Annotated in this window: 7 protein-coding genes and 3 pseudogenes; 9 read left to right on the top strand and 1 reads right to left on the bottom strand. The window is 56.2% G+C overall.

Features of this window, described 5'->3' with window-relative positions; all coding sequences use genetic code 11:
• Positions 1-45: 45 nt before the first annotated feature.
• Positions 46-928 (top strand): annotated as a pseudogene (locus IVA78_RS00050) (IS3 family transposase); the annotation flags it as partial.
• Positions 929-2,268: 1,340 nt separating this feature from the next.
• Here IVA78_RS00050 and IVA78_RS00045 read toward each other — a convergent pair.
• Positions 2,269-3,217: pseudogene (locus tag IVA78_RS00045) on the bottom strand (IS630 family transposase).
• Positions 3,218-3,887: 670 nt separating this feature from the next.
• On the opposite strand from IVA78_RS00045, the gene IVA78_RS00040 reads away from it, so the two are divergent.
• The 8 genes and pseudogenes from IVA78_RS00040 to IVA78_RS34485 form a co-directional block, all read left to right on the top strand.
• Positions 3,888-5,543, top strand: a complete 1,656-nt coding sequence (locus IVA78_RS00040; RefSeq protein WP_247463550.1) for a class I tRNA ligase family protein — start codon at positions 3,888-3,890, stop codon at positions 5,541-5,543.
• Position 5,544: 1 nt separating this feature from the next.
• Positions 5,545-6,762, top strand: coding sequence for an MFS transporter (locus IVA78_RS00035; RefSeq protein ID WP_247463547.1), 1,218 nt, complete (start codon positions 5,545-5,547; stop codon positions 6,760-6,762).
• A 24-nt stretch (positions 6,763-6,786) separates the two neighbouring features.
• Complete coding sequence (locus IVA78_RS00030) at positions 6,787-8,145, top strand: SidA/IucD/PvdA family monooxygenase (RefSeq protein ID WP_247463544.1); 1,359 nt, start codon at positions 6,787-6,789, stop codon at positions 8,143-8,145.
• An 8-nt stretch (positions 8,146-8,153) separates the two neighbouring features.
• Entirely contained in the window at positions 8,154-8,495 is a 342-nt protein-coding gene (locus IVA78_RS00025) for a cupin domain-containing protein (RefSeq protein WP_247463542.1), read from the top strand.
• Positions 8,492-9,580, top strand: a complete 1,089-nt coding sequence (locus IVA78_RS00020) for an FAD-dependent oxidoreductase (RefSeq protein ID WP_247463540.1) — start codon at positions 8,492-8,494, stop codon at positions 9,578-9,580. Before IVA78_RS00025 ends, IVA78_RS00020 begins: the two co-directional genes overlap by 4 nt.
• 11 nt (positions 9,581-9,591) lie before the next feature.
• A complete protein-coding gene (gene alr, locus IVA78_RS00015) occupies positions 9,592-10,743 on the top strand; it encodes an alanine racemase (protein WP_247463537.1) in 1,152 nt (383 codons plus the stop codon).
• A complete protein-coding gene (locus IVA78_RS00010) occupies positions 10,730-11,470 on the top strand; it encodes a hypothetical protein (RefSeq protein ID WP_247463534.1) in 741 nt (246 codons plus the stop codon). The genes alr and IVA78_RS00010 overlap by 14 nt, the downstream gene beginning before the upstream one ends.
• Positions 11,471-12,306: 836 nt before the next feature.
• A pseudogene (locus tag IVA78_RS34485) lies at positions 12,307-12,441 on the top strand (transcriptional regulator); the annotation flags it as partial.
• Positions 12,442-12,618: the final 177 nt, after the last annotated feature.

Below are 12,618 nucleotides of genomic sequence, written 5' to 3'. Positions count from 1 at the left end.
GCAACGTCTGACAGCTAGTCCTCGACTTCGCCGAGACCCGCTCCGGTCGCGCAGCTGCAGGCCGTCATGAGCCTGTCGGAACGGCGGGCCTGCTCGATTGTGGGCGCGGATCGGAATATGATCCGTTATCGCTCCAGCCGCCCTGCGGACGCAGTTCTGCGGGGCCGGTTGCGCGATCTCGCCAACGAGCGGCGGCGTTTCGGCTACCGCCGGCTGTTCGTCCTGCTGCGGCGGGAGGGCGAGCCATCGGGGATCAACCGGATCTACTGGCTTTATCGCGAGGAAGGCCTCACCGTCCGCAAGCGGCGGGCTCGGCGCAAAGCGGTGGGGACCCGTGCCCCGATCCTGGTCTAGGCAGGCCCAACGCGCGCTGGTCGCTGGACTTTGTCCACGACCAGTTCGCCAACGGCCGGCGCTTCCGCATCCTCAACATCCTCGACGATGTCACCAAGGAATGCCTGGGCGCCATTCCGGTAACGTCGATCTCGGGACGGCGTGTAGCCCGCGAACTGACGGCAATCGTCGAGCTACGCGGCAAGCCAGGAATGATCGTGTCCGACCATGGCAGCGAGTTCACCTGCAACGCCGTGCTCGCCTGGTGCAAGGACGCAGCCATCGATTGGCACTTTATCGCGCCGGAAAAAGCCGATACAGAACGGCTTCATCGAGAGTTTCAAGGGCCGGATGCGTGATGAGCTGCTCAACGAGACCCTGTTCTTCAATCTCAATGACGCCCGCGCCAAGATCGCTGCCTGGGTCGCCGACTACAATCTCCAGCGCCCCACTCGTCGCTGAAATACCTCACCGCCGCGGCCTATGCCGCCCACCTCACCGCAACCCCGACCAGCTCCGCCGATCGTCCGTTGCTCCACGCGCGCCACTTGGCGTACAAAACCCCCGAGACTCTCTAACCGCCGCCGATGGCTGACTGGATTGCGATGCACGTCAATGCTTGGCGGGCGATCGGCAGCGTGCCAAAGGCGATCGGCTGGGACGCTCTGAGATCTGGCGTAACCGCCATCTGTCGCTATGAGCTCGCCGTCAACCGCACCTACCAGGAGCTGCCAAGATTACGACACGCCTATCCTACGGACGTCGTGGGCCGGCTAAAGGCGACCGTCGAACGGGCGGCCTGCCCGCATTTACGGAGTCCAGCAGGTCCCCACGTCCGTTCGTAAAGGGTACGTCGACGGCTTGATGAAGAATGAGATGCATCCCGCATTGTCCTTGTAGAGCCACTGATACTTACGCGGGAGGGCGAGGACTGCATCGTTCACGTAAGCGAACAGCTCGTCTGTCACCTTAGGCCTGACGTACGCAGACAGGTTCTTCGCGCGCCCGCCGGGGTCAGGCTCCAGGAAGTCCACTTCGCTGCCGAGCAGCCCATAGCGCGTCACCGGCTGGAACCAAGACTGGAATAGCAGCGCCCAAGTGGCAATATGAGGATGTAAACAGCAGTCTCTGTCCAGGAGAGCTGGGTGCCGTCACCCTGATGGTAAAAGGTCGGGTACCCTCTTGCGTCCGTCTCAACGGCACCGTTCGCTAGAATCGAGGGTGTCCTTGCTGGTCGCATAATCCTTGTACAGCCTGGCAAGGGCTGCCGGTCCGGATGGGTCCAGACATAGTATCGCTCAAGACGAGTGACCTTGTAGCCTGTAGCAAAGCAAAATGTTGGAGGTCCCAAATGAGACCAGCGCACCTGCATCCGGGATGGATTCGAGGTTCTTCGTCGGCTTGCAAAAAAGGCCAGCTTGATCCACGGCTGTGAACACAAGGCGGTTGCCCACCGTGATTCCTAGATAAGCGATGGCAACGACTGGAAGCGCTGGCCTAATGTAATGGCGCCATTCCGAACGCAATCCCATCAGGATGAGGTCACGTCTATTGGACGCTGAGCTGGGAGCAATATTGAGTGCGCGAAGCGTTGGCGTGACGGCTCTGCGCCAAAGCGCTATCATTCTGTCATCAATCGAATGAGCGACGCGCTTGCCGCTGATGATCAAACCTCCCATGATGCCCGCCAGCAACAGGCACGTCGCGGCATATTGAGCATAGGCGCCTAACCACTGAGACACCACGATGGCAGAAAGCAGCTCAGCGCTCGAACAACGTCGAATACATTAAAGCGCATTTGCACTTTCCCCAAGCGTATCGCGCCTGCCGGTTAAGGGACGACGACACCATGTGGCTGCCAAGCGGCATATTGAGTTCATTTGTTCCTGAGAGGAGGAACAGCAAAGATGCGTCGTGCTGTTTATTGCGCGAGCACTAGAGCGTTAGCCGATCAGGTTGCAAGTATCCCGCGGCAGTGAAGTAGTTTGAGGATTCCGCGGGCGTGTAAGTGTCGATGATGCGCCCGACGGCATTCCAGAGACCGCCGACAGTGCGTTCGGCGGCGTTTCGCAGATTTGCTTTGAGCTTTGCGAAGGCGTTCTCGATCGGGTTGAAGTCGGGACTGTAAGGCGGAAGGTAAAGGAGCGTTGCGCCGGCAGCCTCGATCATCTCGCGGACGCGCGGCCCTTTGTGGCTGGAGAGGTTGTCCATGACGACGATGGCGAAGGCTGGAAGCTCTGGTACGGGGACCTTTTCGACATAGGTCTCGAAGGCATCGCGGTTGATGGGACCATCGAGCACCCAGGGTGCGATGATGCCGCGCGTGGTTAGAGCGGCGACGCAGGTTGTCGTTTTCCAATGGCCGTGAGGAACGCTGGCCCGCACGCGTTCGCCCCGCTGGCAACGGCCATGTGTTCGCGCCATGTTGCCCAGGTCTCGTCAATGAAGACGAGCCGGTCCCGATCGAGCTTGTCCTGGCTCTCACGCCAGGCTTGCGTCAAGACATCCGGGCGATCCTGCTCTGTGGCATGGGCGGTCTTTTTTTACGCGTGATCTTGTAGCGCTCGAAGAAGCGGCGGATCGTGCCATATCCGAAAGACAGGCCTTGTTTGCTCAAGCTGTCACGCAATTCCTCGATGGTGATATCGGGAGAGGCCTCGAGCAAAGCCACGATCGTCGCCTCATGGGCATCAATCCGATGAGACTTGCGATCGCCGCCCTGAGCTCTTGGCTGGACATCCCCCTGTTCCCGTTCGCGCGTGCGCCAGCGGCTCACGCTCGCCGCGCTTACCCCAAATCGCTCGGCAGCCTGCCGGCCTGAAACGCCGCCTCCAATACAGGCAAGCACACGTTCGCGAAGATCCATCGACAGCGGTTTCGCCATGCCCGCCGGCCTCCACTCCCGGCGGTAAGCTTGAATCATCAAAACGCTGATTTGTGAATCCCCCAGCGATTCAGTCCGATGGGCTAACGCTCTAGACTGTACCTGTTAACACCTGCCTTCCCGCAGGTGCGTGGAGGTGGACTCGGAGCCGCTGGACGATTGGCTCAGACCGCTGATCAGCAACGCCATCCTGGCTCTGACGAAGGAACACTCAGCCATGTTGGCTACAAATACAGCTCCATGTCACAATTCCTTCAGTCGTAAGGAGCCATCGCAATGCCGGGTCGGCGACCGCAATATCCTCTCCCTGTCAAAACGCTCTTAGCAGCCGCTGCGCGGGTAGAACGAGCCCGTTCGGCGAACTCAGAACGAGGAGAGTCTTTGCAAGATGCACCATGCAAGACCGACTCTTGACGATGGCGTGCCTTCAGTTCTCAAGCCGCCCCATAAGGAAGCCGCCCCGACTGCACCTTCATCACCAGATACGCTCCGGTCAACTACCAACCCTGGTAATTGATCTCAAAGCGAACGCTGGTCCATTTACGCCGTTACGCCGTCTGCTACGAAGAAACGATTTGCATCGAGCATCTGACGTATGATGCGTGACGGCTCTCACGCCGCTGGCACGCGTCATCATGTCTTCGTGGAGTCATCTGTGGGATGAATGAACATGAGCAGAAGCCCACCTATCTCACCGATAGATGTAGCCAATCCGCATCCTGCTGATGTGTATATTTCTCCCGTCAACTTGACAGCCAATGGCAGAGCACATCTTGGGCACGCCGCTGGACCATTTCTCAGAATGGATGTTTTACAGAGGCACCTGAAGCGGGCAGGGCATCATGTCCGTTCTGGGCTCACGACCGATGGTTTCGAGAACCATGTTCTGGTCCGAGCGGCTCGTGAGAACATTGACCCTTCGGACATGGCACATGGCTTCCATGTCAAGATTCTTGACGATCTCGCCTCGGTTGGGATCGTTTTCGATCATTTCGACGATCCAGCGCATGGCAGCAATCTCCAGCGCTTTGCGGATGTCAGCAACGCCCTGATGGATGCGTTATATGCAGCTGGCTCCCTACACTTCCGCGCAGTGCGCTTGCCAATGGACGATGCGGGTTCTGCTGCCACACCAAAAGAAGAGCGATTTTGCATTGGAGGCTGGCTTAGTGCAACTTGTCCTGTCTGCGGGGCATCTGCCGGTAGCTTCTTCTGCGAACAATGCGGCCATCATTTCGAACCTGATGAAGCACTGAAACCAGTATCGAGGCGAGGGCGGATCGTAGAATGGACGGACAACATTTCCGCCTATCTTTCGATTTCGGGAACAGACCGACTTCTACGGACGTGGCACGACGCAGCCGTCGAATCCACCTTTCTGGAGATAGGAAAGCGGTATATCGCACGCAAAGGGCAGCAAATCCGGGTGACTGTACCGGGATTGCACGGGCTGGCTTGGAATTCGCGGCATTTCAACACTCGGCAGATATTGTTTAGCTACTCCTCTCTGCTCTACGCGCATTCTCTCTATTGCGGCGATAAAGATACGGCGGGCTCCGGGAAGCCAAGTCCGTTTTCTCGCGATTCCGATGCGTTCCTCGTTAGCGCTACCGGCATCGATAACACGGTTCCGATGCTTGTCGGCGTTGCCGGATGCGCATTGGGCCAGAACTCGTTTCGCCCATTTGATCGGATCTTCTTTAACCACTTCCTTCGGCTGAACGGATCGAAGTTCTCCACCAGTCGGGCGCACGTGATCTGGGCGGGTGCAATCGCTCGAACTCCAAATCTTTCTATCGATGTTCTTAGAGTGTACCTGTCGGAAATTTGCCCCGAAGACACAGAGACCAATTTAGTCCCAGGACAGTTGGTCGACCGCTACAATGCACTTCTCGACAAGATATCTGCAGCCATCGATCGTTGCACCGCGTGCATAAACGCGATGCCGGCACTCACGGAGTGCTCCGTCGATGGCACGATAATGACCACGTTGGATCGGCTCTACGGCAAACAATGTGCCGCCCTTTCGCTAGACAACTTGCGAGTATCGCGAGCTTCGAGGTCGGTTGTCGAATGGGTCGATTATCTCGATGCCACGCCGGACCTTCAGACCGCTTATACATGGTTGATGGGGTTCAGCATACTGGCTTGGCCACTGATGCCCAGAATAACAGAAGCCTTGTGGCACTGGCTCGGTCATGATGGGCATCCCCTTGCCGCATGCGCTTCGACGCCCTCCTCCCAGCGAAGCGGACCAGTACCAAAGATCGAGGGGCGCAGGTTGGCGACTGTAGAATTGAGCAAAGCCTTCCAGGAAAGGTCGTAGCATGACACCCTCCCCGGAAACCGCCCTCGTGGACAAACTGCCCACTGCAGTCTCTTTGGAGGTGTCACTCCCCTTCATGCTTGGCAGTGCCAGCTTGGCCGCTTCCTATGGCTCGAGCTTCTTCCTCGTTGAAGCTCTGCGGTCCATTGGACAAAGCACCACGACCGCCGGGGCCGTTATTTCAACAGGTACGATCGCGACAATCCTGAGTTCCCTTGTAGCTGGCCGCATCGCGGATTTACTAGGCTTGATGCGAACCATCACCTTTGCCGCGGCGATGATTGCAGCAGCAATGATATGTTTCGCATCCGCATCGATTCTGCCGCTATTCGCCTACCTGGGCGGGCTTCTTCTCGGCATTGGATGGTCTGTATTCTACATCCTGGCGCCGCTTCAGGTCATGTGTCACGTGCAAGCTGAAGCCCGTATCAAGTATCTCACCTTACTTTCAGGATCTCAAATGCTGGGCATCGGGCTCGCTGCCCCCCTCGCCCGAACCGCTGCGGAGGCCATTGGATCCTACATTGCAGTTTATACTCTATTTGCCGTTGCATGTATCCTTGGTACGATGCTTTTGGACTTTGCTGGGAGGGCACTGGCGCAAGCTCCTCAGATCAAAATGCCTGCTGTACGACTGACGTTCAAAGCCGTGGTAAGAGCCTTCAAGTCGAACGCGCGATATCCGATCATCATGATCGGCATTGGGGCCTGCGTTTTCGCCGGCCTTTCCACGTATCAATCGCTCTACGCCACATCGCGAGCACTGTCTCCCGATACATTCTTTTTCGTCTTCACGGTGACAGCCGTCTTCTTCCGGTTCGCGGTTGCGCCGATAATCGGAAGATTTCGCCTTGAACGCGTAGCCGCACTTCTCCTTGCATGCACTATTGCAGGGCTATTCATTCTCTTCTTCAATGTCGATAGTACGGCCATCTACATTCTCGGGACGGCCTCCTTCGCGCTGGGATACGGCCTCAGCTATTCGACGCTAAATAGTATGATCGTCCACATTGCAGGCGTTGAGGAGACATCTTTTGCCATTTCCTCTCAGGTATTCACGCTCTCCTACTTCATGGGCCTGTTCGGCTTTCCATACATCGCTGGGCAAGTTGTGAAAGTCAGCAATTTCGATTGTCTTCTGATCTGCATGATGATGCTTATCGCAGCTAATGGCGTCCTTCTTGCAGTTCACATGTTCTCAACCATCCGGAAGCATTGAGTGGCTCGTTGTAGGGATCATGCGATGCTGAAGCACAGCGACAGCTATAGCGTCATCGCAATCGGCGCAGGGCCGGCAAATCTTAGCTTGGCAGCGCTCTCGGCTCCAATTCCGGAAATTTCTCTGCACATCCTCGAAAAGTCAGAGTCGGTTAGCTGGCATCCCGGTCTGCTCGTAGAAGGCGCCGTTATGCAAACCAGCCCGCTAAAGGACTTGGTCACACCGGCTGACCCGACGAGCGCATACAGCTTCCTCGCCTACTTGCATGAAAAGCGGCGACTCTATCAAGCAGTCGTCCGTGGGCTGGAGCATGTTAGCCGGAGCGAATTTGGCGATTATTTGCGATGGGCAGCGGAAAAGCTGGGCAACGTTCAATTCGGCGAACAGGTTGTTGCAGTCGAATTGCGTGGCAAGTCTTTCAATATCATCACCAGCCGCCGCGAGTATCAAACGCATACGATCGTCATTGGCGTGGGTAGAGTGCCCTCTATTCCTGATTGGGGCAGGGATGCACCGCCGAACGAGGTGTTTCACGCAAGCACCCTTCTCGCTCAACGCCGCGAACTTTCGAGCAAGCGTGTTGTGGTCGTAGGTGGCGGCCAAAGCGGCGCCGAAACATTTCTTCATCTCCTGAGTGGCGCATGCGGCGCGCTGGGATCCCTGACTTGGGTGACGCGCCGCGCAAACATATTTGCGCTCGAGGATAGTCCTTTCGTCAATGAATGGTTCTTTCCGCAATATGGTGGCTGGTTCTTTGAGCAAGGCGGCTCTACTCGCAAGCAGCTTCTCGAACAACAGTCGTTGGCGAGCGATGGCGTCAACTGCTCGACGCTTCGCGCCATCTACAACGCACTTTACGATCGCGAGTTCCATCGAGGTTCCTACCCGACTCACGTACAAATACGCGTCGATACCACGGCAGACAAGTTGAGCGGTGTGTCTCCCTTTCTCCTGGGCTTGCGTCAACAGATGACAGGCATTTGTTCAGAACATGTCGCTGATATTGTCGTCTTAGCCACAGGCTATCGCACCGAAATCCCCTCGTTCCTGGAGCCGATCGCAAACCGCCTCACGGTTGTGAGTGCGCCTGGTGGCTCTCAAGAGATCCTGGTTGAGAAGGACTATTCAGCTCGTTTCGACGGCCCCGAAAACTGTCATTTGTACGTACAGAATGGCGCGCGCTTTCAACATGGCATCGCTGATACAAATCTCAGCTTGACTCCTTGGCGCGCTTCGACGGTCCTCAATTCTATCGTCGGCCGCACAGCTTACGATTGCGGGCCTGCACGGGGCGTCGTCGACTGGTATAGCTCGGGCTTCGAGGACTCCCATTCATCGGCGAGCAAGCAGCCAGCGTGCCGCGATCCAGCCCATGTCGATTGAGAGTCCCTATGAAGAATGCGCAGCTGATTACCTTAGGTGACATCACGGTCTACAGCCCTGGTGTACTGATGCAGACTGTCAAAGGAATAGGTGATCCCCAGACCACTTGTCCGGTCGAACTCATTGAATTCTGGCTGGATCCGTTCGCCGCCTCGACACCCCATTCCCATCCTGCCACGGAGATCTGGCGCATCACGAGCGGCTACGGCCAGGTCATAACTGACGATGGCGCGTTGCCAATCAAGGCAGGCGACCTTGTGTTTCTGCGACCAGATCGAACCCATCATTTGGAAAATCTGGCCAACGAGATTCTAAGCGCCCTGTCTATCTCCTGGATGGCAACTCGATGACGAAGGAGATTTACGACCTCGCGATCATTGGCGCCGGCGTCATGGGCCTCAGCGCTGCCTTCATCGCAGCGAGCAATCGCCCGCGGGACAGACTCGTCATCTTCGAACGAGATATCGTTGGGGCAGGCGCCAGTCGGTTTGCGCCCGGCATCCAAATCAACATCTGTCGTAACGAGAGGGAAAGACAGCTCATCAATCATAGTTCGAAATTCTGGCAAGGGATCTATCCCCATGGGCTTTGGCCCGTCGGTCGCGACTGTGATGTGTTTTGGCTGACACGTAACCCCAAAGAGCTCGCGCGTCTGAGTAGCGTGGGCGGCACGACCCCATCAACCTCTTCCGCACTGAAGCAGAGGCTTTCCTCTCTGCCGCATTTCTTTGTTCCCAGCGATACGGCCGTGGAACTGGATCGGGGTTCTTACAGTCCAGTAGATCGCATTGTTCAGGATCTGGCCCAAAGGCTCAAGGCGGCCGGGGTCTCTCTGTACGAACGGACATCTATTGAAAGGATACGGCAGGGATCAAGCAATATTCTTCTTCAAACCTTGGATAATAGAGAACATTTGGCGAGACGGGCCGTCCTGGCAATTGGTCCATGGCTACCAGATTCACCGTTGGTTGCGCATCTCACAGACACACCGCGATTGCGCGTCAAGAAGGTCGTCGCGCTTCATCTCGCGGCACGCCCTACCCCCAAATGTCCAATGATCGGCTTGTTCGATGATTACGCTTTCCTCATTCCCATGATCGAGGAAGGATACTGGCTGTTCAGCTTTACCTCGCAGGAATGGGATGTGAGGGCGGACACCGATGAGATGCATGTCAGCTCGGATGATCTTACGCGCGCAACCGCGATCTTGGCCAAGTGGTTTTCGTGCGACGTGCCCGCGATGGCATCAGCACGTGTGTTCTGCGATTGCTACTCCGACGATGGCGTCCCGTTCTCCCGCCCAGCCAATACTGTCGCTGGTCTGCAAATTATTGGCGGTGGTGCAGGCAATGGGTTTCGTTTTGGGCCAGGATGTGCGGAAGAGGCAATCCGATCGCTATATTCCCCGTATCGCGGTGTCGTCACCACGACATGATGTGAAGGCTTATGCCTGATACGATCAATATCGAAGCAAACCTCCGTCATGATCTTGCAGACATCGGTTATGGCGAGACCTCCAGATCGACCATGACTGTTGATCTGAGCGCCATTCGATCCAATTATCGGAAACTTCAGGCGCTTGCGCCCCGCAGCAGTTGCGGCGCAGTTGTCAAGGCAGACGCCTACGGTCTCGGCGCGGGACGCATAGCGCCGTTCCTTGCTCACCTTGGCTGCTCGCATTTCTTCGTAGCCGATGTCGAGGAAGGCATTGCCATACGCTCTGTGCTACCATCATCTGCCAAGATCTACGTGCTTCACGGCGCGATGCCAGGTATGGAGCCGGCTGCCGAGCAGCATGATTTGTTGCCAATCCTGAACAGCAGGCAACAGTTGGATGCATGGCTGCGGCATTGCCGACGTCGCAATCGAGCGTTGCCGGCGGGTATCCATGTTGATACTGGCCTGTCTCGGCTGGGTTTTTCCATGGAAGAGTTGCAGACACTCGCCGAGAATGAACAGGGACTGTCGGAATTGACCACAGCACTATTCATGAGTCAGCTTGCTTGCGCAGAGTGGAAAAGCGAAGTCAGCCTTCAACAACTATATCGTTTCCGCAAACTGACCCATTTGTTTCCGAAAGCTATGCTTTCACTATCGAACTCGGCGGGACTATTCGCCGGACGTCAATTTCATTTTGACCTGGTAAGGCCCGGTGGAGGGATTTTCGGCTTTTCCACGTCCGATCACCCCTGCTTCAAGCCGTCGCAAGTCGTCAGTCTGCGAACGCAGATCATTCAATGCCGTGAATTGAGGCTTGGAGACGCGATTGGATACTACCAATCCTACAAAGTGAGGAGACGGATGCGTGTCGCTACGGCTTCTATCGGTTATGGAGATGGATTTCCGCGTATTCTGGGCAATCGGGGGCATGTCTTCATATGTGGTACTCGTGTGCCAATCGTCGGCTTCGTGTCGATGAATCTTATGACTATTGACGTGACGGAGCTGCCCGACAGTTGGACTGCGCCGGGTACCTTGGTGGATCTGATCTGCCCCGAGCAAACTGTGGAGGACTTGGCTTCAGCGGCAAATATGCTGAGCGATGAACTGACCACCGGGATCGGGCGCCGGTGCCGGAGGCGTTATGTTCAGTGTTGACAAGACGACCAATGACCTCCTCCGCACCTCAAGCCAGCAACTCAATCGAGCAATTTACTTGGCCGATGAAGGCATGCGCCTCATGCGTCCGAAGTACTTCACGCCTGAAGTACGCCAGTTCCATGACTTGGAAACATTCTTTCTTCTCGATCTCCTGCGCTCGACCCCATACCATTTGATCATCGAGGTAGGTTGTAGTTCCTACCGCCTCATCGGCGTCAAAAGCGATGTCACTGATTACCTTGGCATCGACATAAACCCACCTCGCGCACGACGGTCAGAACATGGGGACGGAGCAGTTATCCGGTGCGATGCAAACAAATTCTTCAGAAGGAAGCGGCTGATCAATGAGATCATGAAGCGATACGAGGGAAGGATACTTTGTATACTGCCATTCAATTTTCTTGGTACGATGGATGCCCCACTGGAATTTCTTGCACTGGTCTGCCAGTCGCCTTTTGATCTCGTCTTGTCGCTGTTTTCAACCAGCGAGAGGGCAACCGTAGCACGTCTGAAGTACTATGGTCTTTGTGGCATCGAGGTTCTGAGTGTGGCGCGTACCGATGACTATGTCCGCTTGGACTGCTCCAACGGTTTCCAGGCGTTCGCTTTCGATCCGATCTTTCTCAGAAATCGCATATCCGCTTATGGCTTCCGCCTGAGCAATGTAGAGCATCATGACGTCTGCAACTTCCTCCATTTTTCAAAAGCTCTGAAGGATATATAGGATGAGAGGCGCTGCTTGCGCAAAAGTACGTCCGGCCGGCCTCAACACACTCGACATTCGGCTTCTGAGTACGGATTTGACACGATAATCAAACGAGGTGTGGCATGACGTAACACCACTGACGGTCATGCTCTGAAGGCTTCTGAAAGACACGCTCGCAAGGCAGAAATAGGCGACGGCATGTGGCTCGTCGTATGGCATGAGCTGGGTCGCGTTAGCCGCAAAATCTGCGATCTCGGATCGGGCGACACAGGCTGAAAATCGACCGGATTGAGGCGCATCGATCTGAGCGAGGGTAACCTATTCAGAGCCTCTTCGCCTGCAGGAATAATCCTCTCCAAGCCAACGACTGGCAGCGGCTACTCCCGTCATTCCTTTCAAATCGTCCGCTCCGACCATCTCCAAACTGCATCTGATCGCAGTGCGTTACGCTCGATCAGCAGAACTGCCGTCCGGCGTGCGGCAGCTTCGCTTCCTTCTAGAGCGAGGGATTGCGTGCGGTTTTGACGGGTCAACACGCGTTTGTGCCTAATCGATGTTTTGACTGTGCGGTCCAGCCCGATGGGAGACTCTTTTTCTCGATTGCGAATATAGCTGACATATTCTGCAACTTCCTTGCAGTCGGCGCCGTCGGCTTACGAACCAAGAGGTCGAGCACGTCATCGGATGCAGCTCGTCATAAGCCATCGGCACCGATTCATTGGCACGACATCCGCCACATATGGGCAGTGCCGCCCATTTAAGCGCGAAACCCCTTATCCACATTCTGGACGACCTCACCACAATCACGTCTATATCGAGTGGTTTGATGGCCCTCAGAATGGCTGCTTTAGCGCGTGAAAGCTCGTGCGCTAGTCGCCTGGAATGTGCGTCGGATCCGCGTCAACCGCGGTATTCCGCTAGAGCTGTTGGCATACGATGCCAAGATCAACCGCTCTTATATGGGTGGTATCGAGCAGCAATCGGAGAACCTGCCTCGGCCTACTCATTGTGGTGCTCGCCTGAATTTGCGTGTTCCAGCCGATCGTGATCACCGATTCCAGGCCATTGTGATCACCCATTCCAGAGCATCGTGATCACCATTTCCAGCCGATCGTGATCGCTATTTCCAGCGATCGCGATCGGGGGCAACCAGGAGGCGCGCACCG

The sequence above is a fragment of the Bradyrhizobium sp. 137 genome, from assembly GCF_023074095.1.
GTDB lineage: Bacteria > Pseudomonadota > Alphaproteobacteria > Rhizobiales > Xanthobacteraceae > Bradyrhizobium.
The sequence above is the reverse complement of the archived record's forward strand: the minus strand, read 5'-3'. Positions and strand labels throughout refer to the sequence as shown.

Excerpts from the sequence above, each read along its gene's own strand:
- IVA78_RS00040 (WP_247463550.1), top strand. The coding sequence starts at position 3,888 with ATGAGCAGAAGCCCACCTATCTCACCGATAGATGTAGCCAATCCGCAT.
- IVA78_RS00035 (WP_247463547.1), top strand. The coding sequence starts at position 5,545 with ATGACACCCTCCCCGGAAACCGCCCTCGTGGACAAACTGCCCACTGCA.
- IVA78_RS00030 (WP_247463544.1), top strand. The coding sequence starts at position 6,787 with ATGCTGAAGCACAGCGACAGCTATAGCGTCATCGCAATCGGCGCAGGG.
- IVA78_RS00025 (WP_247463542.1), top strand. The coding sequence starts at position 8,154 with ATGAAGAATGCGCAGCTGATTACCTTAGGTGACATCACGGTCTACAGC.
- IVA78_RS00020 (WP_247463540.1), top strand. The coding sequence starts at position 8,492 with ATGACGAAGGAGATTTACGACCTCGCGATCATTGGCGCCGGCGTCATG.
- alr (WP_247463537.1), top strand. The coding sequence starts at position 9,592 with ATGCCTGATACGATCAATATCGAAGCAAACCTCCGTCATGATCTTGCA.
- IVA78_RS00010 (WP_247463534.1), top strand. The coding sequence starts at position 10,730 with ATGTTCAGTGTTGACAAGACGACCAATGACCTCCTCCGCACCTCAAGC.